General features: G+C 64.7%; 20 protein-coding genes. 17 read left to right on the plus strand and 3 right to left on the minus strand.

Annotation, left to right across the window (positions count from 1 at the left end):
* Nucleotides 1-3 precede the first annotated feature (3 nt).
* The gene (locus V1261_RS07565; protein ID WP_436231808.1) at nt 4-570 is read right to left on the minus strand and encodes a flavin reductase family protein; all 567 of its coding nucleotides are present in this window, start codon (nt 568-570) and stop codon (nt 4-6) included.
* 180 nt (nt 571-750) lie between these two features.
* Here V1261_RS07565 and V1261_RS07570 point away from each other — a divergent pair, with 180 nt between their 5' ends.
* The 10 genes from V1261_RS07570 (at nt 751) to phnE (ending at nt 10,921) form a co-directional block, all read left to right on the plus strand.
* Entirely contained in the window at nt 751-1,257 is a 507-nt protein-coding gene (locus tag V1261_RS07570; RefSeq protein WP_329771060.1) for a VUT family protein, read from the plus strand.
* Nucleotides 1,258-1,371: 114 nt separating this feature from the next.
* Entirely contained in the window at nt 1,372-2,157 is a 786-nt protein-coding gene (gene xth / locus V1261_RS07575) for an exodeoxyribonuclease III (protein WP_329771062.1), read from the plus strand.
* Nucleotides 2,158-2,359: 202 nt separating this feature from the next.
* On the plus strand, nt 2,360-3,412 hold the full coding sequence (locus tag V1261_RS07580; protein ID WP_405198066.1) for a sulfate ABC transporter substrate-binding protein: 1,053 nt from the start codon (nt 2,360-2,362) through the stop codon (nt 3,410-3,412).
* A 118-nt stretch (nt 3,413-3,530) separates the two neighbouring features.
* Nucleotides 3,531-4,628, plus strand: coding sequence for a sulfate ABC transporter substrate-binding protein (locus tag V1261_RS07585; RefSeq protein ID WP_329771065.1), 1,098 nt, complete (start codon nt 3,531-3,533; stop codon nt 4,626-4,628).
* A 60-nt stretch (nt 4,629-4,688) separates the two neighbouring features.
* Complete coding sequence (cysT, locus tag V1261_RS07590) at nt 4,689-5,612, plus strand: sulfate ABC transporter permease subunit CysT (protein WP_329771067.1); 924 nt, start codon at nt 4,689-4,691, stop codon at nt 5,610-5,612.
* A 15-nt stretch (nt 5,613-5,627) separates the two neighbouring features.
* Complete coding sequence (gene cysW / locus V1261_RS07595; RefSeq protein WP_329771068.1) at nt 5,628-6,473, plus strand: sulfate ABC transporter permease subunit CysW; 846 nt, start codon at nt 5,628-5,630, stop codon at nt 6,471-6,473.
* A 22-nt stretch (nt 6,474-6,495) separates the two neighbouring features.
* Entirely contained in the window at nt 6,496-7,527 is a 1,032-nt protein-coding gene (locus V1261_RS07600) for a sulfate/molybdate ABC transporter ATP-binding protein (protein ID WP_329771069.1), read from the plus strand.
* Nucleotides 7,528-7,664: 137 nt separating this feature from the next.
* A complete protein-coding gene (locus V1261_RS07605; RefSeq protein ID WP_329771070.1) occupies nt 7,665-8,543 on the plus strand; it encodes a putative selenate ABC transporter substrate-binding protein in 879 nt (292 codons plus the stop codon).
* Between the two features lie 7 nt (nt 8,544-8,550).
* A complete protein-coding gene (locus V1261_RS07610; RefSeq protein ID WP_329771072.1) occupies nt 8,551-9,348 on the plus strand; it encodes a phosphonate ABC transporter ATP-binding protein in 798 nt (265 codons plus the stop codon).
* A 1-nt stretch (nt 9,349) separates the two neighbouring features.
* Complete coding sequence (phnE, locus tag V1261_RS07615; RefSeq protein WP_329771074.1) at nt 9,350-10,921, plus strand: phosphonate ABC transporter, permease protein PhnE; 1,572 nt, start codon at nt 9,350-9,352, stop codon at nt 10,919-10,921.
* Between the two features lie 3 nt (nt 10,922-10,924).
* On the opposite strand, the gene V1261_RS07620 is transcribed toward phnE, so the two are convergent.
* The gene (locus V1261_RS07620; RefSeq protein WP_329771076.1) at nt 10,925-11,614 is read right to left on the minus strand and encodes a phosphatase PAP2 family protein; all 690 of its coding nucleotides are present in this window, start codon (nt 11,612-11,614) and stop codon (nt 10,925-10,927) included.
* Between the two features lie 97 nt (nt 11,615-11,711).
* Here V1261_RS07620 and V1261_RS07625 point away from each other — a divergent pair, with 97 nt between their 5' ends.
* Nucleotides 11,712-12,428 carry an SIR2 family NAD-dependent protein deacylase gene (locus tag V1261_RS07625; protein WP_329771078.1) on the plus strand — a complete coding sequence of 239 codons (717 nt, stop codon included), beginning with the start codon at nt 11,712-11,714 and terminating at the stop codon, nt 12,426-12,428.
* 9 nt (nt 12,429-12,437) lie between these two features.
* On the opposite strand, the gene mgtE is transcribed toward V1261_RS07625, so the two are convergent.
* Entirely contained in the window at nt 12,438-13,811 is a 1,374-nt protein-coding gene (gene mgtE, locus V1261_RS07630) for a magnesium transporter (RefSeq protein WP_329771080.1), read from the minus strand.
* A gap of 174 nt (nt 13,812-13,985) precedes the next feature.
* On the opposite strand from mgtE, the gene V1261_RS07635 reads away from it, so the two are divergent.
* The 6 genes from V1261_RS07635 to V1261_RS07660 all read left to right on the plus strand — a co-directional run.
* Nucleotides 13,986-15,152, plus strand: a complete 1,167-nt coding sequence (locus tag V1261_RS07635) for a nucleotide sugar dehydrogenase (RefSeq protein ID WP_329771082.1) — start codon at nt 13,986-13,988, stop codon at nt 15,150-15,152.
* Nucleotides 15,153-15,375: 223 nt separating this feature from the next.
* Nucleotides 15,376-16,146 (plus strand): ABC transporter ATP-binding protein, encoded by a 771-nt coding sequence (locus V1261_RS07640; protein WP_329771084.1) that lies wholly within the window; start codon nt 15,376-15,378, stop codon nt 16,144-16,146.
* A 1-nt stretch (nt 16,147) separates the two neighbouring features.
* The gene (locus tag V1261_RS07645; protein WP_329771086.1) at nt 16,148-16,972 is read left to right on the plus strand and encodes an ABC transporter ATP-binding protein; all 825 of its coding nucleotides are present in this window, start codon (nt 16,148-16,150) and stop codon (nt 16,970-16,972) included.
* A gap of 1 nt (nt 16,973) precedes the next feature.
* Nucleotides 16,974-17,732 (plus strand): ABC transporter ATP-binding protein, encoded by a 759-nt coding sequence (locus tag V1261_RS07650; protein ID WP_329771088.1) that lies wholly within the window; start codon nt 16,974-16,976, stop codon nt 17,730-17,732.
* A 118-nt stretch (nt 17,733-17,850) separates the two neighbouring features.
* Nucleotides 17,851-19,074, plus strand: coding sequence for an ABC transporter substrate-binding protein (locus tag V1261_RS07655; protein WP_442877950.1), 1,224 nt, complete (start codon nt 17,851-17,853; stop codon nt 19,072-19,074).
* 91 nt (nt 19,075-19,165) lie between these two features.
* Nucleotides 19,166-19,974, plus strand: an 809-nt coding sequence (locus V1261_RS07660) for a branched-chain amino acid ABC transporter permease (RefSeq protein ID WP_329771092.1), incomplete at its 3' end; no start/stop codon positions are given.

A 19,974-nucleotide genomic window follows, 5' to 3' on the forward strand; every position in this document is an offset into this window, starting at 1 on the left:
CGCTCAGTCCGGCTGGCGCTCCAGCGCCTCGCCGATCGCGTAGTAGTGGCCGCCCGAGACATGGTGCAGGCTGCGCAGGGCCGGATCGGCCGTTTCAAAATGCCAGCGACCGTGGTGGAACACGCGTTCGTCAGCCCAGGCGGCGGTAATGTTGGCGATGAACAGGTCGTAGGTCTGCTGGTTGTGCGCCTCGGGAATCAGCTCGCAGGCCAGCCAGGCGGAGCAGCCGGCGACAAAGGGCTGGTCCACGCCATCGACCTCGAACAGCTCGGCACCGGCCTGCGCCAGTTTGCCCGGCTCATCATGCCAGCTGTGGCTGCCCAGGTATTGCGTCAGCTCGACCTGCGCCGCATTCGGCACCTGGATCACCATGCCACCGCCCTGCTCCACCAGCTCGCGCGTCTTGGCCGACTTGTCCAGCACCACGGTGAGCCGCGGCGGCGCATAATCGAGCACGCAGACCCAGGCCGCGGCCATCACGTTGGAGACGCCGCCGTGGCGAGCCGATACCAGTACCGTGGGGCCGTGGTTGAGAAGCCGGAACGCCTTGTCGAGCGCCACGGGGGTCATGTGGGGAGGCAAATGCATGGTGGAATGGTGCAGCTGCGGCGACAATACGCCCTGCCAGCCAGGAAAATCGTGCAGCCGGAATGATACCGGCATGGGCCGATTCGTGTGCGGCGCAATCGGGGAAATCCCATGTGCGCGCCTGACTTCCCGTACCGGCACCCCGTAGTTGTTGGAACCATCGTGATCTTTGCCATCCTCCTTTACGCCGCGGCCGTCGTGGCGGCCAACCTGACGATTGCCGCTTTCGGGCCGTGGGTCTCGCCAATCAATGCCTTTGTGCTGATCGGCCTGGACCTGACACTGCGCGACTGGCTGCATGTGCGCGTGCGGCCGTGGCAGATGCTGGCGGTGATTGCCGCTTCCGGCCTGATCTCCTACCTGCTAAACCCGGCGGCTGGCCAGATTGCCATCGCCAGTGCCATCAGCTTTACGCTGGCGGCGCTGGTGGACTGGCTGGTGTTTGCCTACAGCAAGGGCAGCTGGCTGCAGCGCGCGATGCGCTCGAATATCGCCGGTGCCGCCGTCGATTCGCTGGCGTTTCCGACGCTGGCGTTTGGCGTGCTGATGCCATCGATCGTGATCCTGCAGTTTGTCGCCAAGGTCGCCGGTGGCGCGCTCTGGGCCTATGCGCTGCGGCGCCTGTTCGAGAAGCAGGATCAGGTGCATGGCCAGGGACACCGGCCGTAAATCCGGGCCTGGACGATAATGCCCGCTGGCTGGGTCGCCAGTTGGGTAGCCAGCACCTCCATGCGCTTGTCACACGATGGCAAGCCCTTGTTTTTGAAAAGGAATATCAGCACCATGCAAATCGCCACCTGGAATGTCAACTCGCTCAACGTCCGCCTGCCCCAGGTGCTGGACTGGCTCGCCGCCAACCCGGACGTGGAGATTCTGGCGCTGCAGGAAACCAAGCTGACCGATGACAAGTTTCCGCTGCAGGCGATTGTCGATGCCGGCTACCACTGCGAGTTTTTTGGCCAGAAGACCTATAACGGCGTGGCGCTGATCTCGCGCGAAAAGCCGCTCGATGTGGTGCGCAACATCCCGGGCATGGACTGCGACATGGCGCGCGTGCTCAGTGGCACCTATACCGCCCCCAACGGCCAGCCGATGCGCGTGGTGGGCGCCTATTTCCCCAATGGCCAGGCACCGGGCACCGACAAGTTCGCCTACAAAATGCGCTGGCTCGATGCCATGCGCGAATGGCTGCGCGCCGAACTGCTGCGCACGCCGCAACTGCTGGTCATGGGCGACTACAACATCACCTTTGACGATCTGGACGTGTGGGACCCGGAAGGCCTGCGCGAAACCATCCATTGCACCACCGAGGAGCGCACCCACCTGCAGGCGCTGATCGGCCTGGGCCTGCACGACAGCTTGCGCCTGTTCCCGCAACCGGAAAAATCGTACAGCTGGTGGGACTACCGCAACTTCGCCTTCCGCCGCAACAACGGCATGCGCATTGACCACATCCTGGTCAGCGATGCGCTCAAGCCGCTGGTACAGGCCTGCGTGATCGACAAGGCACCGCGCCGCAACGAGCGTCCGAGCGACCATACGCCGGTGGTGGTCACACTGGGCGCTTGAGCCGCTAAATTACTTTTTTAGAATAAAAAAACAAGAAATTATTCGTTTTCAAAATGAAGGCAGCCGGACAAGATGCAGATCTGTCCGGTTTTTCTTTTTTGGAAAGGTAATTTCGATCATGACACGCTCTGACTCCCAAGCCGCCCCCCGCTCACTCCAACGTCGTACCTTGCTGCGTTCCGGCAGTGCCCTGCTGGTCACCATGGGAGCTGGTGCGTTGCTGCAGGCCTGCTCCGGACAGGGCAGCAGCCCGGCCGCCGCGCCGGCCAGTGCCGCATCGGCTCCTGCAGCCGTCGCCTCTGGCAATGGCAAGAACATCACCCTGCTCAACGTCAGCTATGACCCGACGCGCGAGCTGTACGCCGAACTGAACCAGGCCTTTGCCGCGCAGTACCAGAAGGATACCGGCAGCACGGTGACCATCCGCCAGTCGCATGGCGGCTCCGGCAAGCAGGCGCTGTCGGTACTGGGCGGCCTGAAGGCCGATGTGGTGACGCTGGCGCTGGCTGCCGATATCGACGTGCTGGCCAAGCAGGGCCAACTGCTGCCGGCCGACTGGCAGCAGCGCCTGCCGCACAACAGCACGCCCTACTCCAGCACCATCGTGTTCCTGGTGCGCAAGGGCAACCCCAAGGGCATCCAGGACTGGGGCGACCTGGTCAAGCCGGGCGTAGCCGTGATCACGCCCAACCCCAAGACTTCCGGTGGTGCGCGCTGGAACTATCTGGCAGCCTGGGGCTATGCGCTGGAGAAAAACGGCCAGTCAGCCGAGAAGGCACGTGATTTCGTCTCGCAGCTGTATCGCAACGTGCCGGTGCTGGATTCGGGAGCGCGCGGCTCGCTGATCACCTTTACCCAGCGTGGCCAGGGCGATGTGCTGCTGTCTTGGGAGAACGAGGCCTACATGGCGCTGAAGGAAGCCGGTGGCGACCAGTTCGAGATCGTCACGCCTTCGGTCAGCATCCTGGCCGAACCGCCGGTGGCGCTGGTGGACAAGAACGTGGATGCCAATGGCACCCGCGCTGCCGCCGAGGCCTATCTGCACTACCTGTACACGCCCGAGGCGCAGCGCCTGATCGGCAAGCACTTCTACCGCCCCTCGGATGCCGAGGTGGCGAAGGAGTTTGCCGACAAGTACGCCCAGGTCAAGCTGTTCACGATTGACGAAGTGTCTGGTGGCTGGACCAAGACCCAGCAGGAGCACTTTGCTGATGGCGGTATCTACGACCAGATCTTTGCCAATGCACGCAAATAAGCGCCCCTTATAAGATAAACAACATAACAAAACTACTATTTATTCGTTCCATGTCGGGTCAGGAGCTCCTAGGATAGCTTCCTGACCCATTTTTTATTCCAACCGATTCCGTATTGCCATGACTTCTGCCCGCCAAGACTCCTCCCGTTCCTTCAGCCGTCGCAGCCTGCTGCGCGGCACCAGCCTGGCGATTGCCGCACTCGGCACCGGCCTGGTGCTGCAAGGCTGCTCCAAGGGCGGCAGCGACGGCGCCGCTTCGGCCGCAGCACCGGCCTCGCAAGCGACCGCTGCAGCCAGCGACAGCAACAAGCTGCTAAACGTGAGCTATGACGTCTCGCGGGAGTTCTACAAGGAGTTGAACCCGCTGTTCCAAAAGGACAAGGGCATCGAGGTGCAGCAGTCGCACGGCGGCAGCAGCAAGCAGGTGCGCAGCGTGGCTGATGGTCTGCAGGCCGACGTCGTCACCATGAACCAGGCCAGCGACATCGATTTCCTGGCTGGCAAAGGCCTGGTGGACCAGGACTGGGCGAGCAAGTTCCCGAACAACGCCGCGCCCAATACGTCACTGTCGGTGATCCTGGTGCGCAAGGGCAACCCCAAGCAGATCCACGACTGGGCCGACCTGGCCAAGGCTGGCGTGCAGCCCATCATTCCCAACCCCAAGACCGCCGGCAATGGCCGCTACACCTGGCTGGCCGTGTGGGGCTCGGCACTGAAGTCCGGCGCCAGCGCCGACCAGGCGCGTACCCAGACCGCGCAAGTGTTTGCCAACGTGCCGGTGCTGGACGGCGGCGGCCGTGCCGCCACCACCACCTTTGCTCAGCGCCAGATCGGCGATGCCCTGGCCACGTTCGAAAGCGAAGTGCCGCTGATCAAGAAGGAGTTTGGCGACAACTTCGAGGTGATCTACCCGAAGTGGACGGTGCTGGCCGAAAACCCGGTCGCCATCGTCAACCCGGTGGTGGACAAGAAAGGCACGCGCCAGGCCGCGACCGATTACCTGAACTTCCTGTGGTCGCCGCAGGTACAGGAACTGGCCGCCAAGCACCATCTGCGCCCGCGTGACGAAGCCGTGCTGGCCAAGTTTGCCGATGCCTTCCCGCAGCAGCAGACCTTTACCGTCGACGAGCTGTTCGGCGGCTGGAGCCAGGCCCAGAAGGACCATTTTGCCGATGGCGGCTTCTACGACCAGGCCGTGGCCCAGCAGAAGAAGTAAGCCCGGCCACCCGGGTCGCTCGCCTGAGCGGCCCGCTGCCATCGCCTGATCCGTATCGCCATGAGTTCCGCCACCTTGACCGCCCCTCTTGACCAAGCCCCCCGCCCGCAGCCGGCCCCCAAAGTGCCGGCCGTGGCGGCAACGCGTCGCCCCTGGCGCAATCCGCTGCTGCGCAGCCACAGCATTCTGCCGGGCTTCAACCTGTCGCTCGGCATTTCGGTGCTGTACCTGAGCCTGATCGTGCTGATCCCGCTGGCGACCGTGTTTTTCACCGCCGGCCAGCTCAGCCTGGCGCAGTTCTGGCGCATTGCCAGTGACCCGCAGGTGGTGGCGTCGTACAAGCTGACTTTTGGTGCCTCGCTGGTGGCGGCCAGCATCAACGCCGTGTTCGGCATGCTGGTGGCCTGGGTGCTGGTGCGCTATGAATTCCCCGGCCGCCGCCTGCTCGATGCCATGGTGGATCTGCCGTTTGCGCTGCCGACCGCCGTGGCCGGCATCGCGCTGACCGGCCTGTATGCGCAGAACGGCTGGATCGGCAGCCTGCTGCCGTTCAAGGTCAGCTACACGCCGCTGGGCGTGATGCTGGCACTGACCTTTATCGGCCTGCCCTTCGTGGTGCGCACGGTGCAACCTGTGCTGCAGGACCTGCACCAGGAACAGGAAGAAGCCGCTGCCATGCTGGGTGCCAGCCGGCTGCAGACCTTCCGCCGCGTGATCCTGCCGACACTGGCGCCGGCGCTGCTGACCGGCTTCTCGCTCGCCTTTGCGCGTGCGCTGGGCGAGTACGGTTCGGTCATCTTCATTGCCGGCAATATCCCGTTCAAGACCGAGATCACCGCGCTGCTCATCATCAGCAAGGTGGAACAGTTCGATATCCCCGGCGCCTCGGTGATTGCCGTGGTGATGCTGCTGGCCGCCTTTGCCATGCTGCTGGCGATCAACCTGCTGCAGGCCTGGAGCCGTCGCCGCATGGCGACCGTCTGACCGGAGGAGAACCCCATGTCTGCTGCTGTTGCCAAACGTCCCACCCCCGTCAACCAGGAACCGCTGTGGCTGCGCGTCACGCTGATCAGCGTTGCCGTGCTGTTCATGGCGCTGTTCCTGCTGGTTCCGCTGTTCAGCATCTTCTACGAGGCGCTGCGCCAGGGCCTGGCGGTGTACTGGGCCGCCATTACCGATCCCGACGCGCTCTCGGCCATCAAACTGACGCTGCTGGCCGCCGGTATCGCACTGCCGCTGAACGCGATTTTCGGCATTGCCGCGGCCTGGGCCATTACCAAGTTCGATTTCCGCGGCAAGAGCGTGCTGCTGACGCTGATTGATCTGCCGTTTTCCGTCTCGCCGGTGATTGCCGGCCTGGCACTGGTGCTGATCTATGGCGCCAACAGCCTGATCGGCGGCTGGCTGGAGGCGCACGGCCTGCAGGTGATTTTCGCCGTGCCGGGCATCGTGATTGCTACCGTGTTCATCACCTTTCCGTTCGTGGCGCGTGAACTGATTCCGCTGATGCAGCAACAGGGCAGCTCCGAGGAAGAAGCGGCGCGCATCCTGGGTGCCAGCGGCTGGCAGATTTTCCGCCGCGTCACGCTGCCCAACATCAAGTGGGCGCTGCTCTACGGCCTGATCCTGAGCAATGCGCGCGCCATGGGCGAATTTGGTGCCGTGTCCATCGTCTCCGGCCATATCCGCGGCCAGACCAACACCATGCCGCTGCACATCGAGGTGGTCTACAACGAATACCAGTTTGCCGCCGCCTTTGCCGTGTCCTCGCTGCTGGCGCTGCTGGCACTGGTGACACTGGTGCTGAAATTCATCGTCGAACGCCGCGCGCTGCCGGCCCGCTAAGGCCACAAGAGAGTCAAGAATCATGCAGATTTCGATCCAGAACCTGAACAAGTCCTTTGGCCGCACCGTGGTGTGCGACCACATCAACCTCGACATTGCCAGCGGCGAACTGCTGGCGCTGCTCGGCCCGTCCGGCTCCGGCAAGACCTCGCTGCTGCGCGTGCTGGCCGGGCTGGAGCTGCCGGACAGCGGCCAGGTACGCTTTGGCAATGAGGACATGACCTATGCCGATGCGCGCCAGCGCAACATCGGCTTCGTGTTCCAGCACTACGCGCTGTTTGCCCACATGACGGTGGCCGATAACGTCGCCTTTGGCCTGACGGTGCTGCCGGCAGCGCAACGCCCGTCGAAAAAGGACATCGCCGAACGCGTGCAGCTGCTGCTGGACAAGGTGCAGCTGGGCGCGCTGGGCAAGCGCTACCCGCACCAGCTCTCGGGCGGCCAGCGCCAGCGCGTGGCACTGGCACGGGCGCTGGCCACGCAACCGCGCGTGCTGCTGCTGGACGAGCCGTTTGGCGCACTCGATGCCAAGGTGCGCAAGGAACTGCGCCGCTGGCTGCGCCAGATCCACCACGACATGGGCGTGACCAGCATCTTCGTCACGCACGACCAGGAAGAAGCGCTAGAAGTGGCCGACCGCGTGGTGGTGATGAACGCCGGCCGCATCGAGCAGGTCGGCAGCCCGAACGAGGTCTACGAGAACCCGGCCACGCCTTTCGTGATGGAGTTTCTTGGCGACGTCAACCGCCTGCACCCGCAGGGCAGCGCCACGCCAACCTATGTGCGCCCGCACCAGATCGACGTGCTGCCCGCGCTGGCCAATGAGGCAGCACCGCAAGGCAGCATCTCGGCCATCTGGAAGCAGACACAGATCGTCGGCCCCTACAGCTACATGGAGTTCGAGCGCGAAGACGATCGCCATCTGGTCGATGTGCAACTCACGCGCAGCGAGCACCGCCAGCTGGAGCAGCGCCTGCAGTTTGCCCCCGGCACACGCGTCTGGCTGCGGCCGAGCAAGGTGACGGAGTTTGTCGATGCCGGGGCGGGTATCTGACACGCCCGGCTGGTCTTGGCAGTTTTCTATAATGGCATGCGCGGTCTGAGTACCGCGCTTTTTTGTGCCTCCTGGCACAGCTGTTTAAGCTGCCACGATTCCGCGTGGCGGCGGCTTGACCCCAATCGGAGAACCCCATGTCCCACGCTACCCGCCGCATGGCGCTGCGCACTGCCTGTGCGCTGGCCGCCGCGACCGCCTTCCTGACGCCGCTGCAGGCGTCTGCTGCCAGCCAGGTGTTGCGCGTCTCTGCCATCCCCGACGAAGCCCCGACCGAGCTGCAGCGCAAGTTTGCGCCGCTCGGCAAGTACCTGGAAGCCCAGACCGGCATGAAGGTGCAGTTCACTCCGGTGACCGATTACGCTGCCGTAGTGGAAGCGCTGGCCACCAACAAGATCGATCTGGCCTGGCTGGGCGGCTTCACCTATGTGCAGGCGAATATCCGCACCAAGGGGGCTGCCACGCCGATCGTGCAGCGCGCCGAGGACGAGCGCTTCACGACCCGATTCATCACCACCGACCCGGCCATCCGCAGCCTGGCCGACCTGAAGGGCAAGCGTTTCGTGTTCGGCTCGCCCTCTTCCACCTCAGGCAACCTGATGCCGCGCTACTACCTGCAGCAGGCGAAGATCCAGCCCGAAAAGGATTTCCGCACCGTCGCCTACTCCGGCGCGCATGACGCCACCGCCGCCTTTGTCTCCGCCGGCCGCGCGGAAGCCGGCGCGCTGAACGCCTCGGTCTGGGACAAGCTGGTCGAGCAGAAGAAGATCGATCCGAACAAGGTACGCGTGTTCTACACCACGCCGGGCTACCATGACTACAACTGGACCGTGCGCGGCGGAATGGACCCGGCGCTGGTACGCAAGCTCAGCGCCGCCTTCCTGAACCTGAATCCGGCCAACCCGGAGCACAAGCAGATCCTGGAGCTGCAGCGCGCCAGCAAGTTCATCCCGACGCAAAAATCCAACTACGACAAGATCGAACAGGCCGCGCGCTCCGCTGGCCTGCTGAAGTAAGCACCGCATGGCCTTCGCACTTGAAGGGGTCGGCCTGCGCTATGCCAACGGCCATGCCGGCCTGAGCGACATCACGCTGTCGGCGCGCCAAGGCGAGTGCCTGGCGCTGGTCGGACCGTCCGGCGCCGGCAAGAGCTCGCTGCTCGGCGTGCTCGGCTCAGCGCTGGCGCCCACGAGCGGACAGGTTCGACTCCTGTGCGAACCCGTGCCCAGCAGCGGCAGTGCACTGCGCCAGCTGCGCAGCCGCATCGGCATGGTTCACCAGGCACCCCCGCTGCCGGCGCGCCAGCGCGTCGTCACCAGCGTGCTGGCCGGCAAGCTCGGCCAATGGCCGTGGTGGAAAAGCCTGCTGTCGCTGGCGTATCCCCAGGACATGGCCGGTGCGCAACAGACGCTGGCGCGGCTGGAACTGGCCGACAAGCTGTTCAGCCGTTGCGACCAGCTCTCCGGCGGCCAGCTGCAGCGTGTCGGCATCGCCCGCACGCTGTACCAGGCACCGGAACTGCTGCTGGCCGATGAGCCGGTCTCGGCGCTGGACCCGACGCTGGCGCTGGCCACAGTGCAGCTGCTGGTGGATGATGCGCGGGCGCGCCAGGCCACGCTGGTGACCAGCCTGCACGCGGTGGACCTGGCGCTGCGCTGCTTTGACCGCATCGTCGGCGTGCGCGAAGGCCGCATCGCCTTTGACCTGCCGGCCGCCGAGGTCACGCAGCCGCTGCTGCAACAGCTGTATGCCGGCGAATCGCCCGAGGCCGCGCCTGCTGCACAGGCGATGCAGGCCACGATCCAGGTGGGCCACTGCTGACATGGCAGAAGCTCGTCACCACGCCTTGCGCGATCCCGCCGCGCCACGCCGGATCGGCTGGCTGATCGCCGCCATCGTCATCCTCTGGCCGCTGTGGCGCACCGCGCAGATCCAGCCGGCCCTGCTGCTGGACCCGGCCAATCTGGAAACCATGGGCCTGTTCCTGGGCAGCTTTCTGCCGCCCTCGACCGAGGGCTTTTTCCTCGGCCTGCTCTGGCAGGCAACGCTGGAAACACTGGCGATTGCCACCGTCGGCATGCTGCTGGCCTTGCTGCTGGCGATTCCGCTCGGCTATCTGGCCAGCAATGCGGCACGCACCCGGCTGCAACGCAACCCGCTGAGCCGATCCATCCTGACGCTGCTGCGCAGCATCCCGGAGCTGGTCTGGGCGCTGGTGTTCGTGCGCGTGTTCGGCCTCGGTCCGGCGGCCGGCATCATGGCACTGGGCCTGACCTACGGCGGCATGCTCGGCAAGGTCTATGCCGAGATTCTCGAATCGGTGCCGCAACAGCCGGCCCTGGCGCTGCGCCATGCCGGTGCACGGCGACCACTGGCGCTGCTGTACGGCGTGCTGCCGCTGGCCGCACGCGAACTGGTGTCGTACACCGTCTACCGCTGGGAATGCGCGATCCGCGCCTCGGTGGTGATGGGCTTTGTCGGTGCCGGTGGCCTGGGCCAGCTGATGGACCAGGCCATGAAAATGCTCAACGGCAGCGAAGCCGCCAGCATCCTGATCGCCTTCCTGCTGCTGGTCACAGCGGCGGATCTGCTCTCGTCCCGGCTGCGCCACTGGCTCGATACGCCACCGGCGGCACGGCACGCACCTTTTGGCTGGCGCACCCTGCTGACGCTGCTGCTGGGCACGATTGGCGTCTGGGCCAGCCTGCGCCTGCTGCAGATCGACTGGAGCCTGCTCTGGGCCGAGGGCGCGCTGGAATCGATGCGCGATTTCGTCGCCGGCTTTTTCCCACCTGACCTGTCGCCGGACTGGTGGCTGACGATTCTGCAGGCGAGCTGGGAGACGCTGGCGATGTCGGTGATGGGCACGCTGATCGCCGCCGTGCTCGGGCTGCTGCTGGCGCTGGCACGGCCACGCCCGCTCTGGAGCATGGTCAACAACGTGCTGCGCTCGGTGCCGGAACTGGTCTGGGCCACGCTGACAGTGCTGGCAGTCGGCCTGGGCGCTTTTGCCGGCACGCTGGCGCTGGCGCTGCATACCGCCGGCGTGCTCGGCCGGCTCTATGGCGAGGCACTGGACAACACACCGCCGCAACCTTCCGCCGCCTTGCAGCACAGTGGCGCGCTGCGCTGGCAAGGATTCCTGTACGGCACGCTGCCCGCCGTGGCACCACAGCTGCTGGCATACACGCTGTACCGCTGGGAAATGAATATCCGCATGGCCGCCGTGCTCGGCTTTGTCGGCGCCGGCGGGCTCGGCCAGCTGCTCTATGTGGAGCTGTCGCTGTTCAACTACGCGCAGGCAGCCGGCGTGATCCTGGCGATGCTGCTGCTGTCGCTGCTGGTTGATGCCGGCAGTGGCTGGCTGCGGCGCTGGCTGGTGCGCGCCGGCTGAGCCTCAGCGGCTGTCGCGCAGACCAAATCCCGGCCAGACCCACATCGCCAGCGTCCAGCACAGCAATGCCCAGCTGGCACCACCGGCCCAGCCGGCCAGCACATCGGTCGGCCAGTGCACGCCCAGGTAGACGCGGCTGAGCCCGACCAGCAGCGCCACCAGCATCGCCGAGGAGACGACGAAAATCTCCAGCCGGCGCTCGGTCAATAGCCGCGCCAGCAGCACGCCCAGCGTCAGGTAGACCAGTGTCGAGATCATGGCGTGGCCGCTGGGAAAACTGGTGGTCAGCACGGTATCGCCGTGCGGAAACAGGTCCGGGCGCGGCCGCTGGAACAGCGCCTTGAGCAGAAAGGACAGGCCAGTGCCCAGCGAGGTGGACAGCAGCACATACAGCGCCATGCCGCGCCGCCCCAGCAGCCAGAGGAACAGCACGACCAGGATCACCAGCAGGCTCAGCACCGAGGTGCTGCCCAGCGCCGTGATGTCGCGCGCGGCCTGATCCAGCCAGGCCGGACCGGCGGCCTGCTGCAGGTTGGCGGGGTCACGCATGGCCAGCAGAATGGCACGGTCGAGTGCGCCGGTTTCGCCTTCGAACACTTCTTCGGCCACGGCAATGAACAGCCACAGGCCGATGGTCGCCAGCAGCGCCATGCCCAGCAGCAGCGGTTCGGGACGTCGGATCGGCAGGCGCATGGGGTTTCCTTCTGGGTGGCGACAACCCTGCCATTATCCGGCCTGCACACGGCCCTGTTACCAGGCAGACATCGCCGGAATCGCGCACAATCAGGGCATGACTACATCGGACACCCCCTCCCGCAAGCGCTGCGTGGTGCTGACCGGCGCCGGCATCAGCGCCGACAGCGGACTCGATACCTTCCGCGGTGCCGGCGGCCTGTGGGAAGGCCACCGCGTGGAAGACGTGGCCACGCCCGAGGCCTTTGCCCGCGACCCGCAGCTGGTGCTGGATTTCTACAACGCGCGCCGCCGCCAGCTGCGTGACGTGCAGCCCAATTCGGCACACTACGCCCTGGCCGCGCTGGAAGAGGCCTGCGATGTCTACATCGTGACGCAGAACGTGGACAACCTGCACGAGCGCGCCGGCAGCAGTCGCGTGCTGCACCTGCACGGCGAGCTGACCAAGCTGCGCAGCCAGGATGACGAAGCCCATGTGATCGAATGGCATGGCGACCAGCCACCGGACATGAAGGATCCGGCCGGCGCCCCGATGCGCCCACACATCGTCTGGTTTGGCGAACCGGTGCCGCTGATAGAGGACGCCGTGGACCTGATCAGCGATGCCGACATCGTGATGGTGATCGGCACCTCGCTCAAGGTCTATCCGGCTGCCGGGCTGGTCGAATTTGCACCGGACGATGCGCTCTGCGTGCTGATCGACCCGCACCCGAACCTGGGGCCGTCCGTGGCAGACCGTGAACTGTTTATCGTGGAAGAACGCGCCGCTACCGGCGTGCCGCGCGTGGTGCAGGCGCTGCTCGAGCAGCTCTGAACGCCCGGCTTACAGCATGAACAGCGTCGCCAGCGCCAGGAACACGCCAAAACCGATGCCATCGGTGAGCATGGTCAGCACCACGCCGCCGGCCAGTGCCGGGTCCAGTCCAAGGCGCTGCAGCAGCAGCGGAATCATGGCGCCGCTCAGCGTGCCGTTGACCAAGTTGATGAACACCGCAATGGCAAACACCGCCGCCAACGCCGGTTTGTCAAACCAGACCAGCGCCACCGCACCGACGATCATCGCCCAGAACAGGCCGTTGAGCGTGGCCACGGCCAGCTCGCGCCGCATCAGCGCGCCGGTGTTGCGCCGGCTCACCTGCTCGGTCGCCAGGCCGCGCGTGACCAGGGTCAGTGTCTGGTTGCCGGCCACGCCGCCCATGCTGGCCACCACCGGCATCAGCACCGCCAGCGCCACCATCGCCTCGATCGCGCCGCCAAAGCGGCCAATGATCCAGGCCGAGATCAGGGCATTGAACAGGTTGACACCGAGCCAGATGGCGCGTGAGCGCACGCTGCGGCCGACCGGCTCGAACAGGTCCGATTCCTGATCCAGGCCGGCTGCGGCCAGCGCGCTGTGCTCGGCCTCTTCCTCCAGCACGTCCACCATGTCGTCAATCGTGATCCGGCCCAGCAGCTGCCCCTGGTCATCGAGTACCGGTGCCGAGACCCAGTTGCGGTCGCGGAAACGGCGCGCCACCTTGGTCGCCGGCATCGTCACCGGCACGCCCTCGACACTGGTATCCATGACTTCGCGCACCAGCTTGTCACCGCCTAGCGAGACCAGATCAACCAGCGACAGCACTCCCTGGAAACGCCCGGCGGCATCGATCACCATCAGGCTGTCGGTCGTCGCCGGCATCACGTTCTGCTGCTTGCGCCGCATCATGCGCAGATAGCGCCGCACCACCGACAGGCGCATGTCGTCGCGGACCACGATCGCATCCGCATCCATCATGCCGCCGGCGCTGTCTTCCGGATACTGGCGCAGCTGGTCCAGCCGTTCACGCCGCTGTGCGTTCATGTCGCGCACCACCGCCTGCATCACCTGCGGCGGCAAGCGGTCGTACAGGTCGGCCAGCGCATCCAGATCCAGGCCGTGGATCGCCTCGGCCAGCCGCTGCGCCTTGGTCGCGCCAATCAGCTGCTCGCGCACGCTGTCGCTGGTCTCGATCATCACCGCGCCCAGCGCCGCTGGCTCCAGCTCGGCGGCCACGCGCAGGCGCTGCCGCTTGGGCAGGCCTTCCAGCACGCCGGCGATATCGGCCGGGTGCAGGGTACGCAGCAGCGCGCGCAAGGCTTCGGGCGAGGCGTCTTGCACCAGCTCGGCGACGCGGTCGGCCAGCTCGCTGTTGTTCAGCAGGGAAGGTTGGGATGCCATCGGGTCTTTCAGGAACAAAGCCGTACACCCTAACCAATCGCGACAGCCCTTGTCAAGCCGACAAGCGCATGTCACGCAAACGACAAATAGCCTTCACGAACCTGCCACAGCGGATTCATACCATGCCTGCAGGCGGTCACCTTGGTGCACCGCAGCAAATGCCGAAGGAAGACCATGAAGATTGCGATTGCCGGAACCGGATACGTGGGCATGTCGATTGCGGTACTGCTGGCCCAGCACCATGAAGTGGTGGCGCTGGACATCGTGCCGCAGCGGGTAGACCTGATCAACGCCGGCCAGTCACCGATTGCCGATGCCGACATCGAGCACTACCTGCAGCACCAGCCGTTGCAGCTGCGTGCCACGCTGGATGCGCAGGACGCCTACCGCCAGGCCGATTACGTGGTGATCGCCACGCCGACCGACTACGACCCCGAAACCGGCAGCTTTGACACCAGCTCGGTCGAGGTGGTGATCCGCCAGGTGATGCAGCTGGCACCGCAGGCGGTGATGGTGATCAAGTCCACCATCCCGGTCGGCTTTACCGACCGCATGCGGCGCGAACTCGGCACCGAGCAGCTGATCTTCTCGCCCGAATTCCTGCGTGAAGGCAAGGCGCTGCACGACAACCTGCACCCCTCGCGCATCATCATCGGCGAAGATTCGGTACGCGCACGCCAGTTTGCCGGCCTGCTGCAACAAGGCGCGCTGCGCCAGGACGTGCCGGTGGTGTTTACCGGCTCTACCGAAGCCGAGGCGGTCAAGCTGTTCTCCAACACCTACCTGGCGATGCGCGTGGCCTACTTCAACGAGCTGGACACCTATGCCGCCACGCACGGTCTGGACACGCGCCAGATCGTCGAGGGCGTCGGCCTGGATCCGCGCATCGGCAAGCACTACAACAACCCGTCCTTTGGCTATGGCGGCTACTGCCTGCCCAAGGACACGCAGCAGCTGCTGGCCAACTACCGCGACGTACCGCAAAACCTGATCCGCGCGATTGTCGATTCCAACATCACACGCAAGGATTTCATCGCCGACGAAATCATCCGCAAGGAGCCGCGCGTGGTCGGCGTGTTCCGCCTGATCATGAAGACCGGCTCGGACAACTTCCGCTCGTCCAGCGTGCAGGGCATCATGAAGCGCATCAAGGGCAAGGGCATCGAGGTCATCGTCTACGAGCCGGCACTGGATGAATCGCATTTCTTCAACTCGCGCGTGCTGCGCGACCTGGACGCCTTCAAGCAGCAGGCCGACGTGATCCTGGCCAACCGCCACAGCCCGCTGCTGGACGATGTGGCCCACAAGGTCTACACGCGCGACCTGTTCGGCAGCGACTAATCTCACTGGTATCAGGGAGTTATCGCCCATGCAACAGCCACGCCAAATGTAACAATCAGGAATTTGTGCACAACGGGTAATCCCTTAGGCTTTGCTATGACGGCTGCTGAAGCCTTCAGCACACATATCATGAGTCAGGCAAGTGTCAGGGAAAACCTGAGTTCGACCGTGCTTTTTTGCATCGTAGACTGCGCCGGTTCTTACCCAACCGGTACACAGCACGATGAGCGACATCATTCTCGAAGCCAGAAACCTGACCAAGGAGTTCAAGGGATTCGTGGCGGTCAACAAGGTCAACCTCCAGGTCCAGCGCGGTGACATCCACGTCCTGATCGGCCCCAACGGTGCCGGCAAGACCACCTGCTTCAACCTCCTGACCAAGTTCCTCAAGCCCACCTCCGGCCAGATCATCTACAACGGCCAGGACATCACCGGCGAGGAACCTGCCTCCATCGCACGCAAGGGCATCGTGCGCTCCTTCCAGATCTCCGCCGTCTTCCCGCACATGACCGTGCTGGAAAACGTCCGCCTGGGCATGCAGCGCAAGCTCGGCGTCTCCTACCACTTCTGGCGTCCGCAAAAGGTGCTGAACCAGCTCAACGACCGCTGCATGCAGCTGCTCGCCGAAGTCAAGCTGGAACAGTTCGCCGACGAGCTCGCCGTCAACCTGCCCTACGGCCGCAAGCGCGCCCTCGAAATCGCCGCCACCCTGGCGATGGAACCCGAGCTGATGCTGCTCGACGAGCCGACCCAGGGCATGGGCCACGAGGACGTCGGCCACGTCACCGACCTGATCAAGCAGGTCTCCGCCGGCCGCACCATCATGATGGTCGAGCACAACATGAAAGTCGTCTCCACCATCGCCGACACCATCACCGTGCTGCAGCATGGTGCCGTGCTGGCCGAAGGCGACTACGCCACCGTTTCCAACAACCCCCAGGTGATGGAGGCCTACATGGGCACCACTGCCGGCGAACTGCAGGGAGCCCACTGAGATGCAAGCCGTGACCGAACCCGTGTCTACCACCCGCAGCAGCAGCACCACCCCGGTGCTGGAGATCAAGGACCTGCACGCCTGGTATGGCGAATCGCACATCCTGCATGGCGTCAACCTGACCGTGAACAAGGGCGAGGTGGTGAGCCTGCTGGGCCGCAACGGTGCCGGCCGTACCACCACGCTGCGCGCCATCATGGGCCTGACCGGCAAGCGCCGTGGCTCGATCCGCATCAATGGCGAAGAGACCATCCGCATGCCCACCTACCGCATCGCCCACATGGGCGTGGGTTACTGCCCGGAAGAGCGCGGCATCTTTGCCAGCCTGAGCTGCGAGGAAAACCTCTACCTGCCGCCGCGCGTGCGCAGCAAGCAGCCCCAGCCGCCGATGCACACCAAGGAAATCTACGAGATGTTCCCCAACCTGGAGCGTCGCAAGAACAGCCCGGGCACGCGCCTGTCCGGTGGCGAGCAGCAGATGCTGGCGGTGGCGCGCATCCTGCACACCGGCGCCAACCTGCTGCTGCTCGACGAGATCTCCGAAGGCCTGGCGCCGGTGATCGTGCAGGCGCTGGCACGCATGATCACCATGCTCAAGGAGAAGGGCTACACGGTGGTGATGGTGGAGCAGAACTTCCACTTCGCCGCACCGCTGGCCGACCGCATGTACGTCATGGAGCACGGCGAGATCATCGAGCAGTTCTCTTCTGACCAGCTGCAGGAAAAGATGCCCGTGCTCAACCAGCTGCTCACCGTTTCCAACAACCCCCAGGTGATGGAGGCCTACATGGGCACCACTGCCGGCGAACTGCAGGGAGCCCACTGAGATGCAAGCCGTGACCGAACCCGTGTCTACCACCCGCAGCAGCAGCACCACCCCGGTGCTGGAGATCAAGGACCTGCACGCCTGGTATGGCGAATCGCACATCCTGCATGGCGTCAACCTGACCGTGAACAAGGGCGAGGTGGTGAGCCTGCTGGGCCGCAACGGTGCCGGCCGTACCACCACGCTGCGCGCCATCATGGGCCTGACCGGCAAGCGCCGTGGCTCGATCCGCATCAATGGCGAAGAGACCATCCGCATGCCCACCTACCGCATCGCCCACATGGGCGTGGGTTACTGCCCGGAAGAGCGCGGCATCTTTGCCAGCCTGAGCTGCGAGGAAAACCTCTACCTGCCGCCGCGCGTGCGCAGCAAGCAGCCCCAGCCGCCGATGCACACCAAGGAAATCTACGAGATGTTCCCCAACCTGGAGCGTCGCAAGAACAGCCCGGGCACGCGCCTGTCCGGTGGCGAGCAGCAGATGCTGGCGGTGGCGCGCATCCTGCACACCGGCGCCAACCTGCTGCTGCTCGACGAGATCTCCGAAGGCCTGGCGCCGGTGATCGTGCAGGCGCTGGCACGCATGATCACCATGCTCAAGGAGAAGGGCTACACGGTGGTGATGGTGGAGCAGAACTTCCACTTCGCCGCACCGCTGGCCGACCGCATGTACGTCATGGAGCACGGCGAGATCATCGAGCAGTTCTCTTCTGACCAGCTGCAGGAAAAGATGCCCGTGCTCAACCAGCTGCTTGGCGTCTGATCCACCCACCTTCTTTTTCCCATTTTTTCACCCACGCACTCCAATTACACACCCCAGGAGACACACCATGAAAATCAAGCAAACCGCTACCCTGACCGCGATCGCTGCATCGGTCCTGATGCTGACCGCCTGTGGCAAGCAGGCCAGCACCACCGCTCCGGCGGCATCCGGTGCCAGCGGCGCTACGGCAGCCGCTCCGGCGGCTGGCGGCGACGTGATCCGCGTCGGCTTCACCACCGACATGTCTGGCGTCTACTCCGACGTGGACGGCAAGGCCGGTGCCGAAGCCATCCAGATGGCGATTGACGACTTTGGCGGCGAAGTGCTGGGCAAGAAGGTCGAGCTGGTCAGCGCCGACCACCAGAACAAGGCCGACATCGCAGCCTCCAAGGCACGCGAGTGGCTGGACCAGAGCAATGTGCAGATGATGATTGGCGGCACCAACTCCGCCACCGCCCTGGCCACGGCCAAGATCATGGCCGAGAAGAAGAAGCCCTACTTCATCATCGGTGCCGGTTCTGCACGCATCACCAACGAGGACTGCACGCCCTATAACGTGCACTACGCCTATGACACCGTGGCCCTGGCGCGCGTGGCCGGCAAGGCCCTGATCGAGCGTGGCGACAAGAACTGGTACTTCCTGACCGCCGACTACGCCTTCGGCCACTCGCTGGAGAAGGACACCACCACCATCGTGGAAGCCGGTGGCGGCAAGTCGCTGGGCTCGGTGCGCGTGCCGCTGGGCAACTCCGACTTCTCCTCCTTCCTGCTGCAGGCCAAGCAGTCCGGCGCCCAGGTGCTGGGTCTGGCCAACGCCGGTGGTGACTTCATCAACAGCGTGAAGGCAGCCAACGAATTCGGCCTGACCAAGGACATGAAGCTGGCCGGCCTGCTGGTGTTCATCAACGACGTGAACAGCCTGGGCCTGAAGGATGCGCAAGGCCTGCTGGTGACCACCAGCTGGTACTGGAACCAGAACGACGACACGCGCAAGTTCGCCAAGCGCTTCTACGAGAAGTTCAACCGCATGCCGAGCATGCTGCAGGCCGCCGACTATTCCGCCACCACCACCTGGCTGAACGCCGTCAAGACCGCCGGCACCACCGATGGCGACAAGGTGATGGAAGTGATCAAGAGCACGCCGATCAACGACATGTTCGTCAAGGATGGCAAGGTGCGTGAAGACGGCCGCCTGATGCAGACCATGTACCTGATGCAGGTCAAGACGCCCGAGGAGTCCAAGGAGCCCTGGGACTACTACAAGGAAGTGAAGGCAGTGCCGGGCGAAGAAGCCTACACCCCGCTGGCCAACTCCACCTGCAGCTTCGTCAAGAAGTCCTGATCCGGCCACTGCCGCTGCGGCGGCAGTGTGCTGACATGCCGGGCCCCGCTCTGGCGGCCCGGCGCCCTCTCCCCCTGAATACTGCATCCCCATGGAAATATTCGGCATCCCCCTGGCAGGCATTCTGAGCCAGTTGCTGATCGGACTGGTCAATGGCTCCTTCTATGCCATGCTCAGCCTCGGCCTGGCCGTCATCTTCGGCCTGCTCAACGTCGTCAACTTCGCCCACGGCGCCATGTTCATGCTTGGTGCCATGCTCGCCTGGATGGGCGGCCAATACCTGGGACTCAGCTACTGGGTCATGCTGTTCCTCTCGCCGCTGGTCGTCTTCCTGCTCGGCATCGTCATCGAGAAACTCTTCCTCAAGCACCTCTACAAGCTGGATCACCTCTACGGCCTGCTGCTGACCTTCGGCATCACGCTGGTGGTCGAAGGCCTGCTTCGTACCCAGTATGGTGTTTCCGGCCTCTCCTACAGCGCCCCTGAGCTGCTGCGCGGCTCCACCGACCTGGGCTTCATGGTGCTGCCCAACTACCGCGCCTGGGTCGTGTTCGCCTCGCTGGTGGTCTGCCTGGGCACCTGGTTCGTGATCGAGAAGACCAAGCTCGGCGCCCTGCTGCGTGCCGGTACCGAGAACCCAAAGCTGGTCGAGGCCTTCGGTATCAACGTGCCGCTGATGGTGACCCTGACCTACGGCCTGGGCGTGGCACTGGCAGCCGTTGCCGGCGTGCTGGCGGCCCCGGTGCTGCAGGTCAGCCCGCTGATGGGCTCCAACCTGATCATCGTCGTCTTCGCCGTGGTAGTGATCGGCGGCATGGGCTCCATCCTCGGCTCCATCCTGACCGGCCTGGCGCTGGGCGTGATCGAGGGCATGACCAAGGTGTTCTACCCCGAGGCCTC

The sequence above is a fragment of the Brachymonas sp. J145 genome (assembly GCF_036312245.1).
GTDB lineage: Bacteria > Pseudomonadota > Gammaproteobacteria > Burkholderiales > Burkholderiaceae_C > Brachymonas > Brachymonas wangyanguii.

Bases quoted from the DNA above. Each gene is read 5' to 3' on its own strand.
- cysT (WP_329771067.1), top strand. From the start codon at position 4,689: ATGAGTTCCGCCACCTTGACCGCCCCTCTTGACCAAGCCCCCCGCCCG.
- V1261_RS07605 (WP_329771070.1), top strand. From the start codon at position 7,665: ATGTCCCACGCTACCCGCCGCATGGCGCTGCGCACTGCCTGTGCGCTG.
- V1261_RS07580 (WP_405198066.1), top strand. From the start codon at position 2,360: ATGGGAGCTGGTGCGTTGCTGCAGGCCTGCTCCGGACAGGGCAGCAGC.
- V1261_RS07585 (WP_329771065.1), top strand. From the start codon at position 3,531: ATGACTTCTGCCCGCCAAGACTCCTCCCGTTCCTTCAGCCGTCGCAGC.
- xth (WP_329771062.1), top strand. From the start codon at position 1,372: ATGCAAATCGCCACCTGGAATGTCAACTCGCTCAACGTCCGCCTGCCC.
- V1261_RS07565 (WP_436231808.1), bottom strand. From the start codon at position 570: ATGACCCCCGTGGCGCTCGACAAGGCGTTCCGGCTTCTCAACCACGGC.
- V1261_RS07610 (WP_329771072.1), top strand. From the start codon at position 8,551: ATGGCCTTCGCACTTGAAGGGGTCGGCCTGCGCTATGCCAACGGCCAT.
- V1261_RS07640 (WP_329771084.1), top strand. From the start codon at position 15,376: ATGAGCGACATCATTCTCGAAGCCAGAAACCTGACCAAGGAGTTCAAG.
- V1261_RS07635 (WP_329771082.1), top strand. From the start codon at position 13,986: ATGAAGATTGCGATTGCCGGAACCGGATACGTGGGCATGTCGATTGCG.
- V1261_RS07620 (WP_329771076.1), bottom strand. From the start codon at position 11,614: ATGCGCCTGCCGATCCGACGTCCCGAACCGCTGCTGCTGGGCATGGCG.
- V1261_RS07625 (WP_329771078.1), top strand. From the start codon at position 11,712: ATGACTACATCGGACACCCCCTCCCGCAAGCGCTGCGTGGTGCTGACC.
- V1261_RS07655 (WP_442877950.1), top strand. From the start codon at position 17,851: ATGCTGACCGCCTGTGGCAAGCAGGCCAGCACCACCGCTCCGGCGGCA.
- phnE (WP_329771074.1), top strand. From the start codon at position 9,350: ATGGCAGAAGCTCGTCACCACGCCTTGCGCGATCCCGCCGCGCCACGC.
- V1261_RS07650 (WP_329771088.1), top strand. From the start codon at position 16,974: ATGCAAGCCGTGACCGAACCCGTGTCTACCACCCGCAGCAGCAGCACC.
- mgtE (WP_329771080.1), bottom strand. From the start codon at position 13,811: ATGGCATCCCAACCTTCCCTGCTGAACAACAGCGAGCTGGCCGACCGC.
- cysW (WP_329771068.1), top strand. From the start codon at position 5,628: ATGTCTGCTGCTGTTGCCAAACGTCCCACCCCCGTCAACCAGGAACCG.
- V1261_RS07600 (WP_329771069.1), top strand. From the start codon at position 6,496: ATGCAGATTTCGATCCAGAACCTGAACAAGTCCTTTGGCCGCACCGTG.
- V1261_RS07645 (WP_329771086.1), top strand. From the start codon at position 16,148: ATGCAAGCCGTGACCGAACCCGTGTCTACCACCCGCAGCAGCAGCACC.